The sequence below is a fragment of the Halococcoides cellulosivorans genome (genome assembly GCF_003058365.1).
In the GTDB taxonomy this organism is placed as follows: Archaea; Halobacteriota; Halobacteria; order Halobacteriales; family Haloarculaceae; genus Halococcoides; species Halococcoides cellulosivorans.
Map to the genome: position 1 here is coordinate 372,191 of NZ_CP028858.1, position 19,616 is coordinate 391,806.

15 protein-coding genes and 1 tRNA gene are annotated in these 19,616 nt (G+C 67.5%); 7 read left to right on the forward strand and 9 right to left on the reverse strand.

Going from position 1 to position 19,616, the window contains the following annotated elements:
• Nucleotides 1–35 precede the first annotated feature (35 nt).
• Together HARCEL1_RS01810 and HARCEL1_RS01815 are read left to right on the forward strand one after the other, a co-directional pair.
• Nucleotides 36–3,017, forward strand: a complete 2,982-nt coding sequence (locus HARCEL1_RS01810) for a type I restriction endonuclease subunit R (protein ID WP_108380904.1) — start codon at nt 36–38, stop codon at nt 3,015–3,017.
• Complete coding sequence (locus tag HARCEL1_RS01815) at nt 3,010–3,732, forward strand: M48 family metallopeptidase (RefSeq protein WP_108380905.1); 723 nt, start codon at nt 3,010–3,012, stop codon at nt 3,730–3,732. Before HARCEL1_RS01810 ends, HARCEL1_RS01815 begins: the two co-directional genes overlap by 8 nt.
• Nucleotides 3,733–3,827: 95 nt before the next feature.
• On the opposite strand, the gene HARCEL1_RS01820 is transcribed toward HARCEL1_RS01815, so the two are convergent.
• From HARCEL1_RS01820 to HARCEL1_RS01830, 3 genes are all read right to left on the reverse strand, one after another.
• A tRNA-Thr gene (locus tag HARCEL1_RS01820) sits at nt 3,828–3,899 on the reverse strand.
• Between the two features lie 41 nt (nt 3,900–3,940).
• On the reverse strand, nt 3,941–4,606 hold the full coding sequence (locus HARCEL1_RS01825) for a DUF7114 family protein (protein WP_108380906.1): 666 nt from the start codon (nt 4,604–4,606) through the stop codon (nt 3,941–3,943).
• A gap of 122 nt (nt 4,607–4,728) precedes the next feature.
• Nucleotides 4,729–4,896 carry a DUF1931 family protein gene (locus HARCEL1_RS01830; protein ID WP_108380907.1) on the reverse strand — a complete coding sequence of 56 codons (168 nt, stop codon included), beginning with the start codon at nt 4,894–4,896 and terminating at the stop codon, nt 4,729–4,731.
• 181 nt (nt 4,897–5,077) lie between these two features.
• Between HARCEL1_RS01830 and larB the strand changes: the two genes are divergently transcribed.
• Complete coding sequence (larB, locus tag HARCEL1_RS01835) at nt 5,078–5,845, forward strand: nickel pincer cofactor biosynthesis protein LarB (protein WP_108380908.1); 768 nt, start codon at nt 5,078–5,080, stop codon at nt 5,843–5,845.
• Nucleotides 5,846–5,879: 34 nt separating this feature from the next.
• On the opposite strand, the gene hypF is transcribed toward larB, so the two are convergent.
• Nucleotides 5,880–8,147 (reverse strand): carbamoyltransferase HypF, encoded by a 2,268-nt coding sequence (gene hypF / locus HARCEL1_RS01840; protein WP_108380909.1) that lies wholly within the window; start codon nt 8,145–8,147, stop codon nt 5,880–5,882.
• Nucleotides 8,148–8,274: 127 nt separating this feature from the next.
• On the opposite strand from hypF, the gene HARCEL1_RS01845 reads away from it, so the two are divergent.
• On the forward strand, nt 8,275–9,246 hold the full coding sequence (locus HARCEL1_RS01845) for an NOG1 family protein (protein WP_108380910.1): 972 nt from the start codon (nt 8,275–8,277) through the stop codon (nt 9,244–9,246).
• 252 nt (nt 9,247–9,498) lie between these two features.
• A complete protein-coding gene (locus HARCEL1_RS01850; RefSeq protein WP_108380911.1) occupies nt 9,499–11,697 on the forward strand; it encodes a hypothetical protein in 2,199 nt (732 codons plus the stop codon).
• A gap of 79 nt (nt 11,698–11,776) precedes the next feature.
• On the opposite strand, the gene HARCEL1_RS01855 is transcribed toward HARCEL1_RS01850, so the two are convergent.
• Nucleotides 11,777–13,066, reverse strand: coding sequence for a TIGR00341 family protein (locus HARCEL1_RS01855; RefSeq protein ID WP_108384045.1), 1,290 nt, complete (start codon nt 13,064–13,066; stop codon nt 11,777–11,779).
• 131 nt (nt 13,067–13,197) lie between these two features.
• Between HARCEL1_RS01855 and engB the strand changes: the two genes are divergently transcribed.
• Complete coding sequence (gene engB, locus HARCEL1_RS01860; protein ID WP_108380912.1) at nt 13,198–13,818, forward strand: GTP-binding protein EngB; 621 nt, start codon at nt 13,198–13,200, stop codon at nt 13,816–13,818.
• A 55-nt stretch (nt 13,819–13,873) separates the two neighbouring features.
• Here the strand turns inward: engB and yciH are convergent, their stop codons facing one another.
• From yciH to HARCEL1_RS01880, 4 genes are read right to left on the reverse strand one after another with little or no spacing between them, the layout of a single operon-like run.
• On the reverse strand, nt 13,874–14,167 hold the full coding sequence (yciH, locus tag HARCEL1_RS01865; protein WP_108380913.1) for a stress response translation initiation inhibitor YciH: 294 nt from the start codon (nt 14,165–14,167) through the stop codon (nt 13,874–13,876).
• Between the two features lie 27 nt (nt 14,168–14,194).
• Nucleotides 14,195–16,408 carry a transglutaminase family protein gene (locus HARCEL1_RS01870; protein WP_108380914.1) on the reverse strand — a complete coding sequence of 738 codons (2,214 nt, stop codon included), beginning with the start codon at nt 16,406–16,408 and terminating at the stop codon, nt 14,195–14,197.
• Nucleotides 16,405–17,400 carry a DUF58 domain-containing protein gene (locus tag HARCEL1_RS01875; protein ID WP_108380915.1) on the reverse strand — a complete coding sequence of 332 codons (996 nt, stop codon included), beginning with the start codon at nt 17,398–17,400 and terminating at the stop codon, nt 16,405–16,407. The genes HARCEL1_RS01870 and HARCEL1_RS01875 overlap by 4 nt, the downstream gene beginning before the upstream one ends.
• Nucleotides 17,397–18,341, reverse strand: a complete 945-nt coding sequence (locus HARCEL1_RS01880) for an AAA family ATPase (protein ID WP_108380916.1) — start codon at nt 18,339–18,341, stop codon at nt 17,397–17,399. Before HARCEL1_RS01880 ends, HARCEL1_RS01875 begins: the two co-directional genes overlap by 4 nt.
• Before the next feature lie 244 nt (nt 18,342–18,585).
• On the opposite strand from HARCEL1_RS01880, the gene HARCEL1_RS01885 reads away from it, so the two are divergent.
• The gene (locus HARCEL1_RS01885) at nt 18,586–19,557 is read left to right on the forward strand and encodes a DUF7139 domain-containing protein (RefSeq protein ID WP_108380917.1); all 972 of its coding nucleotides are present in this window, start codon (nt 18,586–18,588) and stop codon (nt 19,555–19,557) included.
• Nucleotides 19,558–19,616: the final 59 nt, after the last annotated feature.

A 19,616-nucleotide genomic window follows, 5' to 3' on the forward strand; every position in this document is an offset into this window, starting at 1 on the left:
GATACAAACTTCCATCCCGCGAACAACTGTCAGCTATGGATGCCATCCCATCCGAGGGCGGCGTCGAACGTTCGCTTCTCTCGTGGCTCGACGGCGTCGGATGGGAGACACACGGACAGGACGGCGGACGCGGGGCGACCGTGCTCGACGAGGCCCACGAGCGCGACAGTCACGAGGTGATCTACTGGGATCTCCTTGCCGAGCAGGTCGTCGCGCTGAACGAGGGCGTGACCGAGGCCACCGTCGAGCAGTTCGTCTCCTCGCTCCGGCGTGATCTCGACGCCGAGAACCTGATGGACGGCAATCGCGCGTTCTACCAGGTGCTCACCAAGGGCAAGACGTTCAATGTCACGCGCGATGATGGCGCGACCGACACAATCTACGTTGACCTCCTCGACTACGAGAACCCCGAGAACAATCGCTTCCACGCGGTGAATCAGTTCTCCGTCTCTCGCGAGACGACCATCCGCCCGGACGTGACCCTGTTCGTCAACGGGATTCCGCTCGTGACGATGGAACTCAAGAGCCTCGCGCAGGACAACGACTGGCACGACGCCGTTCGCGATCTCAAGGCCTACGAGGAAAGCGTGCCCCGGTTGTTCGTCCCCGGACTGTTCAATATCGCCGCCGATACGATGGCACTGCGCTACGGCGCGGTCGGCGCGCCCACGGAGTTCTACGAGCCCTGGAACGACGCGCCGGCGGTGTACGAAGACGACAACGCAATGCGGCAGGCGGTGCGGGCGCTGTGCAATCCCGAGGCGATTCTCGACCTGCTCAAACACTTCGTGTTCTACGAGCGCCGAGCGGGTGGCGACGCGAAGATCGTCCCGCGATATATGCAGTACTACGCGGTGAATCGCATCCTCGATCGGGTTCGCGAGGGCGAGCACAGGCGCGGGCTGATCTGGCACACTCAGGGGTCGGGCAAGTCGTTCACGATGCTCTACGCCGCCGAGAATCTTCTCTCGCGCCCCGCCGTGGCGCGCAACCCGCAGGTGTTCGTCATCGTGGACACGGACAAACTCAACAGCCAGATGCGCGACCAACTGGCGAACCTCTCGCTGGAGCAGTGGACGGAGGCCGAGAGTATCGACCACCTCCAGCAACTCATCGAGGAGGGGCGCAGTCAACTCGTCCTCACGACGATTCAGAAGTTCGAAGATGTCGATCCCGACGTGCAGGGGAACGACGAGGTGATCGTGATGAGCGACGAGGCCCATCGCTTCATGGAGGGTGGCCTTGGCAGTCGTCTCGAAAACGCTCTCGATGGGGCCTACCACTTCGGATTTACTGGCACGCCGGTTCAGGAAGGGGAGCGGTATGCACCGGACGAAAGTGAGCAGGCCAAGCGCAATACGATGCGCGAGTTCTGCCCCGAGGGCGAAGACTATCTCCACCGCTACTCGGTCAAGCAGGGCATCGACGACGGGCTGATCTTGCCCGTCTACTTCACGCTCCGCCACGAGATGGCGTGGGAGATCGACGAGGCCGGACTCGACGAGGAGTTCGAGCAGACGTTCCGTGGGATGACGACCGACGAGAAACGCGATTTCATCCGAGAGACCGTGACGGCGACGACGCTTGCAGAGATCGAGCCCCGCGTCGAGACGGCCGTCGCAGAGATCGACGCCCACTACGACGACCACGTCGCTCCGAACGGGTGGAAAGGGATGGTCGTCACGCCGAGCCGACGCTCGGCGGCGATGTACGGTGAGCGACTCGTCGAACGGCGCGGTGACGAGGAGGTGGAGGTCCTCTACACGGCGACCAACGACGACCCCGATATTATCCAGCAGTTCCACACGGACGCCGAGGAGCGTGATAGCATCGTCAAAGCGTTCAAAGACGAGGCGAATCCGAAACTGCTGGTCGTCCACAATATGCTCCTGACGGGCTTCGACGCCCCGATTTTGAAGACGATGTATCTCGACCGGAATCTGAAAAACCACAACCTCATGCAGGCGATCGCCCGGACGAATCGACCCGCTGCGGGGAAGGAGAACGGCGAAATCGTGGACTTCCAGGGCGTCTTCGAGAACATCGACGAGGCTCTGGACTACGACGCAGAGACGAAACAATACGCCGCTCGCAACAAAGACGACCTCTTCGACGACCTCGTCGAACAGGTCGAGCGGGTGCTGGACATTTTCGACGGGATTTCTCAAGCGGACACGCAGGAGGCGACTTCCGAGGCCATCGAGCGCGTCAGCACACATCCGGAACGCCGCGAGTTCAAGCAGAACTTCCGGCGACTCCAGAACCTCTACGAGGCCGTCGCCCCGGATGGGCGACTTGTCAGTGAGGGCATCGAAGACGACTACAAGTGGCTGAGTCGGATTCACGTCGCGTTCAAGCGCACCACGGCGGGCGAGGACGACCCCGAGCGGGAGATGCGCGAGAAGACGCGCGAGATCATCGACGACCACGTCGATATTTCCGAAATCAAGCGTGACTTCCCGACGTACAAACTCGGTGAAGAGTATCTCGACGACGTCGAGGGCCTCGAAAATCCTGGTGTGAAGGCCAGCCAGATCGCCCACGCAACCCGTGAACACCTCCATCCACGAGAGAACCAGAATCCCCGATACAAGCGACTCAGTGAGCGAGTTACCGACATCGTCGAGCGATGGCAAGGGGGTGAGATGAGCGACCCCGAGGCCGTTGCCGCCCTGAAATCCGTCGAGGAAAAAGTGCTGAACGTCGATCGGGAGGCCGACGACGAGGAGATGGAGGCCGCCGAGTTCGCCATCTACACGCACTTGACCGAGGAGACGCCCGACGCGATCGAGTCCGACGAGCAGGCCGAACAGGTCGCGGCGGAGATCGTCTCACAGTTCCGCGATCGAGTCGATCGGCACTATCCCGGGTGGGAAACGAACCACCAGACCATTGCCGAAGTCGAGCGGATCCTGTTGGGCGTTCTCGTGAAAGAACGCGACCTCGGCCACCTCATACGTGACGAGGAGGGATTCGTCGACGACGTTCGAAACTACCTCATCCAGAACGATGGCTGAGACTCGATCGCACGAAGTGGAGTTGGTCGGCCACTCCGTCGAGTACGATCTCCGACGGAGTGCTGACGCGACCAAGCCTCGGATCGACGTGGACATTCACGGCGTCACGGTCGTGATTCCGGACGCGACCGACGTCGATCCCGAGGAGGTCCTTCAGGAGAATGCGGTATGGGTCGTCGAGAAGAAAGCGAAATACGACACGTATCGTGAGGAGATCCCAGAGCGATCGTACGAGGAGGGCGCGATGTTTCCGTATCTTGGCGACGAGCGAGAGGTCGTGGTAGAACGTCGGTCATCGTCAGTCGTGTCAGAGAACGCGCTCCGGCTGGCCCGTCATCACGTTGAGGAGACCTCGGTGAAGCGGGCTCTGGAAACGCTGTACCGACGCAAAGCGCGAGAGACATTCGAAGAGCGGGCGGAGCATTTCGCTGAGCAGATCGGCGTGACCCACGAGCAAATCGAAGTTCGGAATCAGCGAACGAAGTGGGGGTCCTGTTCGACCACCGGGACACTCGGACTGAACTGGCGACTGATGATGGCTCCGCCGGAGATCGTGGACTACATCGTGATTCACGAACTGGCTCACCTGCGAGAACCCAACCACACAGATGCGTTCTGGTCTCTCGTTGGCGAACATGACCCGGACTACGAAGCACACGCTCGGTGGCTTGAAGAGAACAGTACGCAGTTAGTCTTCTCGGACGACGATCTCTGAGGGCCGTTCTTCCAGCCCCGTCTCTGAGACTTGCCGATTGCAGTCCTCTTCAAGATCGCGTGAAACGTGGGTCGAAAACTCCTCAAAATCTGCCAAGCCTAGGCCGGGATTTGAACCCGGGCTCTCGTCCTTACCAAGGACGCGCTTTACCGCTAAGCTACCCAGGCGCGATTTCGCGTAACCGGGAATCGACTAAAGGCGTTTCGATTCAGTGGTCGGCCTGACTGCGCGCGCCCTCGCTGCCGGGCGGATCGCGCGCGGCCGCGACGAGGTCGTCGACGACCGTCTCGGGCACGCTCGGCGGGCCCTCGCCCACCAGATCGGCGGCGTAGTTCCGCAGGCGTGGCCCGGGTCGGCCGCCGACCGCCGAGACCCCGGCTTCGACGGCGAGTTCGAACGTGTCGCGTTCGAGGGCGTAATCCCCGCGGTCGACGTCGGTGGCGTGATCGTGCCCAAAGGATCGGATCGTCGCGACGGCGCGATCGGCGGCGGCGGTGCGTGCGAGACAGTGCATGCCACGGGCGACGAGCACGTCAGCGACGAGGACGGCCTCGTCGCCCTCGACCGTTCGCCCGTCGGTCCAGGGCGGGGCCTGGGCGAGCGATCTGGTGAGTTCGAGGCCACGATAGATGGCCTGCACGGCGACGGCACAGTCGAGCGGCGACCGATCACGGTCCCCGACGGTGACGGTCGGGTCGGGCGCGGGTTCACCCAGACGGCGGCGCTCGGCGGTGGCGGCGGCGAGTGTCACCTCGCCGGCCGCGACGGACCCGCCGGTCACGTGCTCGACGAGTCGGTCCCGGAACGCCGGCGGTTCGACGTCGTCGACGGCCTCGCGGGCGGCCCGGCGGACCCGGTCCCCAGGGGCGTCCATCGGGCCAGACTAGCCGAGCGACCGGCAAAGACCTTTGGACCCCGGACTCACTGACGAGACCGCTGTCTCGGGAATCGAGAGCCCGCCGGACCGCCCGGCGGTCGAAAAGGGGGACGTCCGGCTTAGAGGTCGCGCGGCTGGACCGTCTTTCGGTCGTTCTCCTCGGCACGTCGCGCGGCGGCTTCGAGCAGCTCCGCGACCTCGTCGTCGAGGGCATCGTAGAAGTCCGAGGCCACGTTCATGTCATCCAGCGCTTCCTTGACGGCGGCTTTGACGATCAGGTCTGCCATACAGGGATTTTGTTCCGGTGGATGGTTTATAAACGTTCCCCATTCTCCCGCGGTTCAGGCTCCCTCGGGCCCGGCTTGGCCCCCCGACTGGCCGATCGTGACGGTCGACAGACAGTATCGTGGCGGTCTGCCGACGCGTTCGTGGCGAAACGACCAATAGCGGGGCCCCGCTGGTGGGGCCATGCGCGAGTTGCTGGACGCGGTCGCCGCTGGTGAACTCTCGCCCGCGGACGCCGAAGCGCGCCTTCGAGGGTACGCGACGACGGGCGCGGGCCGGTTCGACGCCGCGCGTCGGGAGCGATCGGGGGTGCCCGAGGCGATCCTCGCGAGCGAGAAGACCGCCGCGGACGTGGCCGCCCTCGCGGCGACGGCGATCGAGACGACGGGGCGAGCGATCGTCACGCGCGCGGATCGAGACCAGGTCGCCGCCGTGCGTGACCGACTCGACGCGGTGGCCCCGGCGGCGACGCTCGCCCACCACCCGGCCGCTCGGACGCTCGTCGCCCACGCCCCCACCTTCGATCCACCGCGTCTCGACGCGACCGTCGCCATCGCGACCGGCGGGACGGCCGATCGGGGGCCCGCCACGGAGGCGAGCTTGATCGCCCGTGAGATGGGGGCACGCATCCGCCTGATCGAAGACGTCGGCGTCGCGAGCCTCGCACGCACCGTCGACGCCGCCGACCGCCTGCGGGACGCCGACGTGGTGATCGTCGCCGCCGGCCGCGAGGGCGCGCTCCCGACGGTGATCGCGGGCCTGATCGACTCGCCGGTGATCGGACTCCCGATCGCCGCGGGCTACGGTCGTGGGGGTGAGGGCGAGGCCGCGCTCGACGGCCTCCTCCAGTCCTGTACTGCCCTCTCGGTCGTCAACGTCGACGCGGGCTTCACCGCGGGCGTGCAGGCGGGGCTGATCGCCCGCTCGATCGACGCCGCACGGGGCGCGTAATCGGGGTCACTCCGCACGGGGCGCGTAATCGGGGTCACTCCGCACGGGCGGAGGCCACGACGGCCTGGCCGTACGCCAGTCCGGCGTCGCCGGGCGGCACCCGATCGTGAGCGAGAAAGGCGAGCCCCGCGTCCTCGATAACGTCGCGGACCCGGCGGTGGATCGCGGCGTTGACTGCGACGCCACCGGTCAGCCCGACGTGATCGTGTCCCCGCTCGCGGGCCGCATCGACGGCGATCCGGGCGAGTCCACGCGCGATCGCGTCCTGGACGGTCGCGGCGAGCGGGCCCGTGGCCGTCGCGTCCCGACGATCGGCCACCCACTGGAGCACGGCGTGCGCGTCGAGGACGGGCCGTCCGTCGCATCGCTCCAGTGGCGGGTCGTAATCCAGCGGCTCGTGACCCGCTGCGGCGGCTTCGAGCGTCATCGCGGGCTGGCCTTCGTAGCTACGCTCCTGGCAGACGTCGAGTAGCGCCGCGGCGGCGTCGAGTGTTCGACCGGCGCTCGTCGTCTGTGGCGCATTCACGCCCGAGGCGGCCTGCTGGCGGATCGCGGCGGCCGCCGACCGATCGAGGCCCGCCCTGGCGAGACATCGGTCGATCCGGTCCGGATCGTCGAGGAGGCTCGCGAGGATCCGTGCGGGCTGGCGGACGGCGGCTTCGCCACCCGGGAGGCGAAACGCGGTGATCGAGCCGACTCGTTCGTAGCGGTCCCGGTCGGCCGCGAGCACTTCGCCACCCCAGACCGTCCCGTCGGGGCCGTAGCCCGTGCCGTCGAGGGCGAGGATCGTCGCGCGATCGACGCCCGACTCACCGAGGAGGCCCGCGGCGTGGGCGTGGTGGTGCTGGACCGATTCGACGCGATCGATCGACCAGTCGGGGTCGTCCGCGTACGCGCGAGCGCGCTCGGACGTGAGAAACCTCGGGTGGGCGTCACGGGCGACCACGCGGGGCTCGACGTCGAACAGCGTACAGAGACGCTCGACGGCGTCGGCGTGGGCCGCGAGCGTTTCGGGGTCGTCCACGTCACCGACGTGCTGGGAGGGTCGCACCCAGTCGTCGGCTGCGACCGCGACCGTCGCGTCGAACTCCGCACCGACCGCGAGCACGGGTGGCCCCTCCGGCCGGGGCAACGCCTCGGGCACCCACCCACGGGAGCGGCGGACGAACTGGCGGTCGCCGTCGACGATCCGGACGACGCTGTCGTCACACCGGTTCGCGATCGTCCGGTCGTGGACCAGGCTCGCGTCGGTCAGTTCGAGCGCTCGAATCGCCGCCTGATCGATCGCCATCGGTGCGCCCGGCGGGTTCGCACTCGTCATCACCAGCGGTTCGTCGAGCGTCTCGAACAGTCGGTGATGGAGCGCGGCGTACGGCAGCATGACGCCGACGGTGTGCAAGCCGGGCGCGACCGGCGCGAGCCAGCCGTCGTCGCGCCGATCGAGCACGGCGATCGGACGGCGGATCGATTCGAGCGCCTCGCGCTCTCGCTCGGAGACGGTCGCGACCGCCCGGATGGCGTCGAGGTCGGGGGCCATGAGTGCGAACGGCTTCGCCGGCCGCCCCGAGCGCTCGCGCAGGCGGCGGACGACCGTGGGCCGACTCGCACAGACCAGATGCGTCCCGCCGACCCCTTTGATCGCGACGATGTCGCCCGCTGCAATCCGCTCGGCGGTCGCGTCGATCGCGGCCGGCCCGCGCTCGCGGACGGTCCAGTCGTCGTCCCGGAGGGTGAGCGTCGGCCCACACTCGGGACACGCGATCGTCTGGGCGTGGTATCGTCGATCCGTCGGCGTCTCGTACTCCGCGCGGCAGTCCGCACACATCGGAAACGCGGACATCGTCGTCCGCGGGCGATCGTAGGGCAGGGCTTCGATCACGGTATAGCGGGGCCCACAGTCGACACACGAGGTCGCCCAGTAGTCGGCGTACCGACTGTCCGGGTCGCGCACGTCGGCCAGACAGGCCTCACAGGTCGCGGTGTCGGGCGGGATCGCGCCCGAACCCCCGGACTCGCCGGTCGAGGCGACGATCTCGAACTCGGTCGCGCCCTCGGGGGCGACCCAGTCGACGGTCGCGTCGTCGATGCGTGCGAGTGGCGGCGGATCCGATCGGACGCGCTCGATCGCGCGCTCGACGGCCGACCGGGACCCTTCGAAGGCGATCGCGACGCGTCCGTCGCCGGTGTTGTGCACCCGGCCCGCCAGGTCGGCGTCGTCGGCGGTCCGGGCGACGAAGGGCCGAAAGCCGACGCCCTGGACGACGCCGGTGATCGAGAGAGTCGCGCGGGCGCGGTCGGTCATGGTGGCACCCGGGCGGCGATCGTGTTGAGACTGTCGGAGCCACGCAATAGGGTGGGTGTGTGAATGGGTCTCGACTCCTGCGGCACCGATCGAAGAGGGTATGGGGCGCCGTCGGATAGATCCGCCAATGGCGACCCCGTTCGAGGCGCTGCCGACCCAACCGCGCGCCCAGGAGTTGATCGACCAGGCGTTCTCGCGAGCGGGTCGAGCGGGCCACGCCAAAGACGGGATCGACGCACAGTTGAGCATGGTCCGGACGGCGGCGAACGCGATCGGTGACAACTGCGAACACGTCGTCACCACCTGGCCCGATTTCGACGCGATCGACCCCTTCTACCGCGATCTGGCCGACGCCGTCGCGGGCATCGACGAGTTGCGCCAGGCGCTCTCGACGGTCGACTGGGTGGCCGACAGGACGGGCGACATCCGATCGGAGTACGAGTCTCGGGTCGCCCGTGCGGGCGACACCGAGACCGCCCGGACCCACCGCAAACAGGCGTTCGCGCGGTTGGCCGACATCACCGAACAGGCCACCGACGCCCTCGAACGGCTCGCGGCGGCCCGCGAGGCACTGACCGACCTGCCCGAGATCGATCCGTCCGCGCCGACGATCGTCGTCGCCGGATCACCGAACGTCGGGAAGTCTTCGTTCGTGAACCACGTCACGCGCGCGGACAGCGAGGTCGCGACCTATCCGTTCACGACGACGCAGATCCACGTGGGACATCTCACTCGCGATCACGTCCGCTACCAGATCGTCGACACGCCGGGCCTGCTCGATCGCCCGGCCGCCGAGCGCAACGACGTCGAGCGCCAGGCCGCGAGCGCGCTGGGCCACGTCGCGGACTGCGTGCTGGTCGTCCTCGACGCCAGCGAGTCCTGTGGGTACACCCGCGAGACCCAACTCGCCTTGCTCGCGAGTCTGCGCGAGGAGTTCACGGACGCGCCCGTGCTCACGGTCTGTAACAAGTCCGACCTCTCGACGGACGTCGACGCCGAGTACGCGATGAGCGTCACCGAGGACGAGGGCGTCGCGGACGTCGTGGCGGCGGCGATAGAGGCGATCGATTACGAACCCGTGCTTCCGCACGAGGAGTGAGCGTCTGATTTCGAGTGTTCGGCCCTCACGGGAGAGCCGAGCCGAACCCCCGAGTGGGACGGTATTGGGCGTCTGAGGGATCGTTTCGGGTGCTCGCGGGAAATTACTTGTCGGCACTCCACGAAAGATTTAAACTGATACGGGCGCAATAACACAGTTGTACACACGACTCCCGGCAGCGGGTGGCGGTACTCGCCAGTCGGAGAGTGTGCAAGTCACACCCATGGGGGGAAGCGCGACGAGCGCAAACACATGACAGAGCATTCCGATTATCACACAGCAGACGAAGCGACCGAGGAATCGACTATTGACGACGCCTCTCGGCGGACCTTCCTGAAGGGGACCGTCGGGGCGGGACTGCTGGCGACGGGCGCCGGGGCGGGGCTTTTCGGCTCTGCGACGGCGGCCGAAACCCTCCTCGTCGACGACTTCGACGACTGGAGTCACGGCGGAAGCAACGCGATGGGGGGGTACACCGGTGCTGGTGGGTTCGCGACTGCCTCCGCCAGCGGTGGTGTCATGACACTCGAAACGGCCGCCGAAGAGACTGGCTGGTTCGCGACCACCATCAGTGGGGACGTGAGTTCCTACGATCGTCTCGAACTCGTTCTCGCGGGGTCGTCGGACAACGCCGGTGAGGCGTTCACGCTCGGTGGGACGCCCCTTGGCGACCTTGCCGATGGATCCGTCTCGGGGACGGTCCAGATTCCGACGAGTTCGCTCGACGTTTCCGACGGCGCTCAGATGCAGCTCAACGGTGCCTGGGCACCGGCCGGAACCCTCGAAATCGACGCGATCCGCTTCGCCAGCGGTGACTCCGAACCGACCGAACCGACCACCGAGGAAACGCCGACGCCGACCGACGGCGAGGAGACGACGGTCGATGAGATGTCGCTGTCGGCGGTGCCGTCGGTGAGCGGCGACTCGGGCACGGTGGACGTCGTGCTGAGCGAGGTGCCGTCGACGGGCCTGTCCGGCTTCGAGATCGATCTGTCGATCGCGGACACGGACGTGGCGGCGTTCGAGACGGGCCGCGGCGTGTCGGCGGAGTTCCCGGACGCGTTCTCGTCGATCAGTTCGTCGTCGCTGTCCGAGTCGACGGCGACGGTGAAAGCGAGCGACGGAGCGGACGAGTACACGGGCGGCGAGACGGACGTGCTGCTCGCGACGGTCCCGGTCGTGATCAACGGGGACGGCGCGACGACGGTGTCGCTGTCGATCACGAAGCTGCAGGACGACGACGGGACGGAACTCGACCCGACGCTGGTCTCGGGGTCGATCCCGCCGGGGACCGAGCCGACCACCGAGCCGGGCACCGACCCGACGGTGGAGGGAACGACGCTGTCGGCGGCACCGTCGGTGAGCGGCGACTCGGGCACGGTGGACGTCGTGCTGAGCGAGGTGCCGTCGACGGGGCTGTCCGGATTCGAGATCGACCTGTCGATCGCGGACACGAGCGTGGCGGCGTTCGAGACGGGCCGCGGCGTGTCGGCGGAGTTCCCGGAGGCGTTCTCGTCGATCAGTTCGTCGTCGCTGTCCGAGTCGACGGCGACGGTGAAAGCGAGCGACGGAGCGGACGCGATCACGGGCGGCGAGACGGACGTGCTGCTCGCGACGGTCCCGATCGTGATGAACGGGGACGGCGCGACGACGGTGTCGCTGTCGATCACGAAGCTGCAGGACGACGACGGGACGGAACTCGACCCGACGCTGGTCTCGGGGTCGATCCCGCCGGGGACCGAGCCGACGACGACCGACGGCGAGCAGACGCCGGGCGAGTTCAACCTGATCCCCCGCCTCGACGTGGAGAACATCAACCTCGACGGGACCGCCGACGTGAGCATCACGCTCGACGAGGTCCCCGAGGCGGGCCTGTCCGGGTTCGAACTCGACGTGACGATCGCGGACACGAGCGTGGCGGCGTTCGATACGGGCCGTGGCGCGTCGGCGGAGTTCCCGGAGGCGTTCTCGTCGATCAACTCGTCGTCGTTCACCGAGTCGACGGCGACGGTGAAAGCGAGCGACGGAGCGGACGCGATCACGGGTGGCGAGACGGACGTGCTGCTCGCGACGGTGCCGGTCGTGGCCGTGGGCGGCGGGTCGACCGACATCAGCGTCTCGATCACCAAGCTTCAGACCGACGGTGCCGGTGACCCCATCGACGCAGTGACGATGGTCACCACGCTGACGGTCGACGTTCCCACGACGACGACCACGACCCAGGACGGTCCCGGCACGGTCGAAGAGGGCCTGTCCCGTCCGTCGGACACCGACGGCGACGGGTTCTTCGGTGACCTCAACGGCAACGGCCGCATCGAGTACATGGACGTGATCCTGTTCATCGATCACCTCGATGACCAGGTCATCCAGGGCAACGTCGACGCCTTCGACGCGGACGGCGACGGCGACGTCGACCTCAACGACGTCGTCGCGCTGTTCGACATGATCTGATCGGCAGATCAGACGCGGTCGCATCGCACCCAATCTCGACGTGACGGCGCGATTCGTCGCGTTTCCCCCTTTTTGCCGCTTAGCGGTTCCGAACCGATCGCTGATACCGATAGCGGACGGTCACTTCGACGTCCGACAGCGACGGTGGGAGTTCCGCAGCGATCGCGTCGGCCAGCGGGGGTGGTGACTGCTCCCAGGGAATCGTGACGTCGACGACGATCGCTCGTGGCGGGCGGTCGAGGATGCCGTCAGCCCGCTCGATATCGACGCTCTCGATGGCGACGTCGGGATACCGATCGACGGTGTCGGTCGTGATCGCGCGCAGGTCGGCGTCCTGGCTGGCCTGGTGCTGTGCGGTGTAGGTGACGCCGACGAGGACGACCGAGAGGACGCCGATCGCGGCCGCCAGCGCGACGATGCGCTTGAGTGTCGCGACGCGGGCCTCTTCGAGGCGAAACCATCGCTGCGGGCGATAGCCGAGATACCGCAACACGACCAGCGCGGCGAGATTGATCGAGAGCAGATTGACGAGTGTCAGGACCCCTGCGGCGAGCGCCGCGGTCGGGTCACCCCACGCGAGCGCGATGCCGACGGTCGCGGCGGGCGGGATGAGCGCGACGGCGATCATGACGCCGACGATGGCGGTCGAGACGCCCGCTGCGAGGCTGATCACGCCCGCGACACCCGCTCCGACGGCGACGATCAGTGAGAGCACGCCCGGCGCGAGGCGCTCCTGGACGGCGGGGATCGCCGTCACGTCGGTGCCGGCGGGGACGACACCCGTGACCTTGATCAGCCAGGCGAACACCGCGGCACTCACGATCGAGAGACCGACACCGCCGATCTGGTAGACGACGCCGCGCTCGAACAACTCCTGATCGTCGACGACGGTCCCGACGCTCGCGGCCATCGCCGGCCCGATCAGCGGGGCGATCACCATCGATCCGACGATCACCGCCGGCGAATCGAGCAAGAGGCCGGCGGTCGCGATGATCGCGCTGATGAGTGACATGATCGCGAACGTCGACCGCGACGGGACGAGATCACGGGCCGCGGAGGTGAGTTCTTCGCGAGCGATGCGGTCTTCGTCGGTGTCCTCGGCGTACCGGTCTTCGAGGTCTTCGAATCGCCGCGAGATGACGGTGTTCGCTTCGAGGACGACCGTGTACGCGCGGTCGTCGATCCCCGCGGTTCGCAACCGTTCGAGAACCGGTTCGACCGCCGCCGTCGGCAGCGGGACGTGGACGACGGCCTCGTACTCGCGGCCGCTGGTCTCGTCTGCGACGACGTAATCGAGGTCCTCGTCGTCGAGCGCGTCGAGGACACCCTCGCGTTTGCCCGTCGGGATCGATACCTGCAGGAGACGCACGACCGACGCCTCGGCCGCCGCGCTCATCAATGGCCCGGCCGAGCGTGGCGCCCCCGTCGCCCGGTCGGGCGGGGACGAATCGGTCCGATCGAGCGGGACAGCCTTATCGCTCTGGACAGAAAATGCGCGGTATGTTCGAGTCCCGACCCGACCGTGAGTACGAAATCTTCCTGCTCGGCCGGTCGAACGTCGGGAAGTCGACGCTGATGGCCGAACTCACCGGCCACGCGGTCGAGACCGGCCAGCGACCCGGTGTGACCCAGGCGCCCAACCACTTCGACTGGACGCACCCGAGTATGGTCCTCACGGACCTGCCCGGGTTCGGGTTCATGGCGGGAGTCTCCGAGGCCGATCGCGAGCGCATCAAAACCGACGTGATCCAGTACGTCGAACGCTACGCCGATCACGGGCTCGTCGCCGTGCTCGTCGTCGACGGGAAGGCCGTCATCGACATCATCGATCGGCATACGGGCCCCGACGAGGTGGCCCACGTCGTCGAGTTGTTCGCCTTCCTCCAGGACGTCGGGATCCCGACGGTCGTCGCCGTCAACAAGATGGACAAGGTCGATGACCGTGACGAGCGTCTGAACGAACTCTGTGATCGTCTGGGCCTGCCGGGGCCCTGGCAGCAGTGGCAAGACACCATCGCACCGATCACCGCGAAACGCGGATCGATCGACGCGCTGGAGTCCGCCGTTCGAGAGCACCTCCACGAAGCGGGGCGTGACGACGTGATCGGCCTGCTGTTCTGAACGGCGTGACCGCTGATCGAGTCACTCTGAAGCGCCGACAGAACAGGCTGATCGGTCAGGCGACGTTGTATCCCTTCTCTCGAAGGAAGTCTTCGACGCGACCGGTGTGATTCCCCTGGAGTTCGATCTGGTCGTCCTCGACAGTCCCTCCACAGGCGAACTTGGACTTGAGGTCCGAGGAGAGGCTGTCCATGTCCACGTCGCTGGGGTCGAAGCCCGTGATGATCGTGACTTCTTTGCCGTAGCGACGCTCGTCGATGTGAATCGATATCTCCTGTGACTCCTTGGCGACATCCTCACAAACGCAGAGCTCTTCGGGCAACCCACACGTCGGGCAGACTTCCGCCATTACGCACCCTGTTTCGGAAGCGACCTATTAAACACTGTCGGGACTCCACGGCAGGAGGGCGATGACGGGCCACAACGCCGCCGTGACCAGCGTTCGGATCCCCACTGCACGTCGGACGCTCCCGGCCGCCGCGCGGGCCTCGTCGGCGCGGGCCCGCTCGACCTGGCCGCCGTAGTGGGAGCGTTCGCGAATCGCTGCGACGCGACGCGCGGCCTCGTCGGCCCCGACGCTGTCGAGGTAGTCCGCGACCGGTTCGGCGGGCCGTCGCGGGCGGTGGGCGGCGGCCAGCAGCGCCATCGTGCGCTCGAAGGCGCGTTCGACGTCGGCGGCGGGTTCGGATCGCGGTTGATGGACCAGCCAGACCAGGCGATAGCCCGCTCCCGCGAGGCCGGACTGGCGGACGCCGACGGCGAGACCGCCGAACCCGATCAGCCAGAGCCACCAGTCGCCGCCGTCGCCGTCGTTTCCGGCGGCGGGCGTCTCGGTCGTTGCCGTCAGCCCGCTTCCGGGCGTAATCGGTGCGTCGATGACGGCCTGGGGGGCTGGGGGAATCGTCGTCTGCGGAGCGTCGCTCGGGTCGGCGGTCGTCTCGGGCGCCGACGGCGTCCACTCGCCCTCGACAGAATCGTTCAGGTCGACGTTCGGGGCACCCTCCTCGCGGGCCGCTTCGAGTCGGTTTTCTGCCGTCGACGTTCGTGGCCCGGACGGCGTCGGATCGAATCGGACCCAGCCCACCCCCGAGAGGTAGACTTCGACCCAGGCGTGGGCGTTCTGTCCGCGCACCACCCACTCGTCGGGCCCGACGCGCTGGCCCGTTCCGTACCCGGTGACCATCCGCGCGGGGATGTCCTGGGTGCGGAGCATGACGGCCATCGTCGTCGCGAAGTACGTACAGTAGCCCGCGTCCATCTCGAACAGGAAGCTGTCCGCGACGTTCGTTCGGGGCCGAGAGACCGACAGCGAGTAGTCGTTCGACGATTCGAGATATCGCTCGATCGCGACCGCGGTCTCGTACGGCGTCTCGGCGTTGGCGGTCACTCGATCGGTCCGCTCTGCGACGCGGTCGGGCGTGCTGTCGGGCAACTGCTGATAGGTGCCGGCGATGTCCGCGGGCACCGGCCCGTCGGCGGCCTGGAGTTGTGCGTTGGTCGCCGCCGGGGCCGCACTCTGGAGCCTGTAGCTGTCACCCGCGTCGAGTGGTTCCCGGGGGACCAGGCCACCCTGGCCGTCGGTCAGGACGTACGTCTCGTTGTCGAGTGCGATGGGCCGCCAGACGGCGGGCATCGCGTTCATCCGGCGCTGAATCCGGTACTCCTGGATCACAGACTGGCTCGCCCCCTCTGGCGGGGTGAGATACCGTTCGGCGGCGTTCGATCGCCTGATCCACCCGCCGCCGGTGTAGGTGTCGTACGATCCCGTCCGCCAGTAACTCGCCCGGTCGCTCCGGACGCTGAACAGCACCTCCGGCGAGAGCGAGACCGACCCCTGGACGGCCAGGCGGTCGCCCCCCGGGTGGAGGCCGCCGTCGAGGCTGCCCGGATCGCTGTCCGTGCTCTCTTGAACGCCCGTCGTCGGGCTGACGACGTAGGCGCCGCTCGCGGGGACGATCGAGACCGACAGCGTCGCGATCACGACGATTCCGGCGATGGTCGCCACACTCGCGCCGTCACTCAACGACCCGTCGTGGTGGTCGATCGCCGCCGCGGCGAGGAGTGCGAGGCCACCGATCGTCGCGAGCAGTGTGATCGCGTGACCGGCGTCGCCGGTGAGCACGACCGTGCCGACCGCGATCGTGCCCACGACGGCACTCTCGACGTACCGGCCTCTGACGGTGAGATACCACCCCAGGAAGACAGGTGCGGGCGTCACGCCGAGGATCCAGGTCTCCAGACTCTGGATGTCGAGGACGGACTGGCCGGCGGCCATCGCGGCGACGTACCCGATCTGTTCGCCGGTGTCGATCGCACCCGCGTCGATCGTCTGGAGATACCACCACAGCCCGCCGGCGAACAGTGCCAGTCCGAGCGGGACGGCGATCCGGATCGAGACGACTCGCGCGAGGACGGTCCCGGCGACGATCGCTGCGGCGACGATCAGATAAAACCGGGTCGACCCACTGGTCAGTTCACCCGGGACGGCCACCACGTCGACGAAGTGCCCGAGCACGGCGACGAACGCCCCGAGCATGAGCGCCGCGCCGAGGTATCCGAGCCAGTCGACCCGCGTTGGGCGTTCGATCACGCCGATCCCTCCGCGGTGGGGGTGCGCTCGACGCTCCGATCTGCCCGGAGGCGGTCGAACGGAATCGTCGCGTCACCGACGGTCACGCGTGGCCCGTCGGTCCCGTCGGTGACCTGGACCGTCGCGTTCGCCCAGGCGTCGGGTGGTGTCCGCTCGCCGTCGTAGGCAGCGAGTGCGGTCAGGAGTTCGTACCGATGGTCGCGACCCCGGCCCGGTTCGATCACCTCGTCGCCGGCGACGAGGCCGACCGATCGGCCGGCGGTCAGCGCGGCGATGGCGACCGACGCGGTCGCCTCCGCGATGGCGTCGGCCTCGCGTCGTGGCCCACTCGCGGCGACGAGGACGTCCTCGTCCGGTCGTCGATCCGCGAATTCGACGACGTAGAGTTCGTCGGGCCGCTTGGCCGTACTCGCCCAGTGGACGTCGCTCAGTGGGTCCCCCGGGACGTACTCCCGAACGCGATCGAACTCCTGGCGTTCGATGCCCCCCGTCGGGTCGATCAGCGGCGCGAGCGGGCCCTCGGGGACGAGATCGAGCACGCGCGGAAACACCGTCGTCGTCACGCGCTCGTCGAGCGAGCGCGAGCGCCGCCAGAGCCCCATTCGATCGCGGACGACGGCTCGCCCCGGCCCGAGCGTGGCCGTCCCGCGATCGGTGAGCGTTACGCGACACGTCCGTCCGGTGGGGACGACACCCGCGATCGGCCCGTCGATTGTCACCCCGTCGGTATCCACCTGGGCGGTGGCGAGCAGGCCGCGGTGGCCGGTCAGCGTACAGTCTGCCGTCACCGTCGTGCCCTCGTGGTCGTCGCGCAGCCGTGGCAGGTCGAGGCGCAGGTCCGCAATCGCGATCTGGACGAACCCGACTGCGAGCGCGACGACAGCGGGCACCGCCACGGCGTTCAGTGTCCGCGGACCGAACGCCCACGCCTGGGCGATGGCGGCGATCGCCACGATCGCGACGGCCAGGCCCCGCCAGGTCGGTCGGATCATTCGATCGGGACGGTCTCGATGGCCTCCGTGACGAGCGCTTCGGCGGACCGATCGGTCGATCCGGTCCGGATCCGGTGGGGGAGGACGACCGGGGCCTCGCTGGTGACGTCGTCGGGAACGACGTACTCTCGGCCGTCGAGCAGTGCCCGTCCCTGGGCGGCCCGCACGAGCAAGATCGCCGCCCGCGGACTCGCACCCAGGACGGCGTGTTCGCGGGTGTAGGCCGTCAGCCGGGTGACGTACTCCCGGAGGGGCTGTTCGGTGCGGACGCCCGCGGCGGTCGCGCGCATCGCCTGGAACGCCGACAGATCGACGGCGGGATCGAGGTCGTCGATCGGATGGTCCGCGACGACTCGCTCCAGGATCTCGGCCTCCTCGCTTTGATCGGGATAGCCCAGCGAGACGCGTTTCATGAATCGGTCGAGTTCGGCCATCGGCAGATCGAACGTCCGATCGCGCTCGATGTCGTTCTGGGTCGCGATCACGGTGAAGGGGTCGGGCAACGAGTGGGTCTCGCCGTCGACGGTGACCTGACTCTCTTCCATCGCTTCGAGCAGCGCGCTCTGGGTCTTCGGCGGCGCACGATTGATCTCGTCGCCCAGCACGACGTTCGCGAACACCGGCCCCTCGCGGAACGCGAACGTCCCCGTGGCCTGATCGAACACGTTGACGCCCGTCACGTCCGAGGGCAGCAGGTCGGGTGTGAACTGGACCCGCGAGAACGAGCCGCCGATCGAGCGCGCGAACGCCCGCGAGAGCATCGTCTTGCCCGTGCCCGGCACGTCGTCGATCAGGACGTGCCCGCGACCGAGCAGGGCCGTCAGCACGTGCTCGATCGTCTCGCGGTGACCGACGATCACTCGTTCGACGTTCTCGACGACGCGCTGGGCGTCGGCCGCTGCCGTTTCGACATCGGTCGTCTGGGCCGATGACTCCGTCATGCGTGGTCCACTCTCGTGTTCGGTGCTGCTGTGACCGGCCGACGTGTCGTGTGCTGGGTCATCATGGTCGTTTGGTCCGTGGGTGATGTCGGCAGTCGTGCCAACGCCGATCGTGAGGGGCCATAACAGCGGGAGACTCCTAACTGTACTGCCTGCGGACATAGGACCGATCGGACCCGCCGGGTGGGCCCGTCGATCGTGCGAGTGGGGAACAATAATTACAGAGGAGGCCGTCATGACCAGTATGGCCACCGACGCCGAGGACCTCCCGGAGAACGCGTTGATCGAGTACTACCGACGGTTCTTCGGGGAACCGGACGAATACGTCGACGTGTACGCCGGGTTCGGCCTGTTTTTCGCCGGGATCGCCTTCGGCGCGATCGCACTGGTCGCCTTCCTGGTGAGCACGACGGCCCAACCCTACGAGGGCCTGTACTATCCGGCCCGGAGAGCCGGGTTTTCCGTGGGGCTCGTGGGCGTCCCCATGATTTTGCTCGGGGTGATCGTCTTGCTCCCGGTCGAGCGCAAGGCGATCGTCGGGGGCGCGGTCGGGACGGTGTTCACGCTGATCGCGACGGCCTGGTTCTACACGGCGTATCCGTACAACTTCAACGTCGCGGGGACCGGTCAGGCCGACTACAGCGGACAGATCGTCCTGATCTACGCCGTCGGGCTCGCGGTCTTGCTCGCGGCGACCGCGACGGCGCTGATCGCCTACCTCATCGCCCGCCAGAAACCCGGCCCGGCCGACATCCAGGCGCCCGACGAAGACGACGAGCAGGACGAAGAGTCCTACTCCGACGAACAGATCCGCGACGATATCGACACGGCGATGGAAGGCGTCGAGTTGACCTGGGGCGGCGTCGAGAAACACGAGGGCACCGCGCTGAAGTTGAACACCGACTTTGGCGACGCGGACCTCTCGGGGATGCAAGTCGAGGCGACCAAGACCACGAGCGATCGGGGCGTCGACGACCAGGTCGCCGGACTGAGTTCGATGAAAGCCGGCGAGGCCAAGACCGCCACGTCCGAATCGACCGTCGACGACCAGACCGCGGCGCTGAACGACCTTCGCGACCGCAAACGAGCGGGTGAGGCGGGCGAACCGAGTCAGACCGTCGGCCGACTCAGTGACGTGACCGATCGCGCCGAACGCATCGGTCCGATCGGGGCGATCGCTGACCGCGTACGCTCGCTGTTCGGCCGCGGGTCCTGACCGGCCACGAGTCGCGAACCGGGCCGTACGTTCGCTCGGAGGCGAAAATGCCGTAGTTT

Excerpts from the sequence above, each read along its gene's own strand:
- HARCEL1_RS01810 (WP_108380904.1), top strand. The coding sequence starts at position 36 with ATGGATGCCATCCCATCCGAGGGCGGCGTCGAACGTTCGCTTCTCTCG.
- HARCEL1_RS01815 (WP_108380905.1), top strand. The coding sequence starts at position 3,010 with ATGGCTGAGACTCGATCGCACGAAGTGGAGTTGGTCGGCCACTCCGTC.
- HARCEL1_RS01825 (WP_108380906.1), bottom strand. The coding sequence starts at position 4,606 with ATGGACGCCCCTGGGGACCGGGTCCGCCGGGCCGCCCGCGAGGCCGTC.
- HARCEL1_RS01830 (WP_108380907.1), bottom strand. The coding sequence starts at position 4,896 with ATGGCAGACCTGATCGTCAAAGCCGCCGTCAAGGAAGCGCTGGATGAC.
- larB (WP_108380908.1), top strand. The coding sequence starts at position 5,078 with ATGCGCGAGTTGCTGGACGCGGTCGCCGCTGGTGAACTCTCGCCCGCG.
- hypF (WP_108380909.1), bottom strand. The coding sequence starts at position 8,147 with ATGACCGACCGCGCCCGCGCGACTCTCTCGATCACCGGCGTCGTCCAG.
- HARCEL1_RS01845 (WP_108380910.1), top strand. The coding sequence starts at position 8,275 with ATGGCGACCCCGTTCGAGGCGCTGCCGACCCAACCGCGCGCCCAGGAG.
- HARCEL1_RS01850 (WP_108380911.1), top strand. The coding sequence starts at position 9,499 with ATGACAGAGCATTCCGATTATCACACAGCAGACGAAGCGACCGAGGAA.
- engB (WP_108380912.1), top strand. The coding sequence starts at position 13,198 with ATGTTCGAGTCCCGACCCGACCGTGAGTACGAAATCTTCCTGCTCGGC.
- yciH (WP_108380913.1), bottom strand. The coding sequence starts at position 14,167 with ATGGCGGAAGTCTGCCCGACGTGTGGGTTGCCCGAAGAGCTCTGCGTT.
- HARCEL1_RS01875 (WP_108380915.1), bottom strand. The coding sequence starts at position 17,400 with ATGATCCGACCGACCTGGCGGGGCCTGGCCGTCGCGATCGTGGCGATC.
- HARCEL1_RS01880 (WP_108380916.1), bottom strand. The coding sequence starts at position 18,341 with ATGACGGAGTCATCGGCCCAGACGACCGATGTCGAAACGGCAGCGGCC.
- HARCEL1_RS01885 (WP_108380917.1), top strand. The coding sequence starts at position 18,586 with ATGGCCACCGACGCCGAGGACCTCCCGGAGAACGCGTTGATCGAGTAC.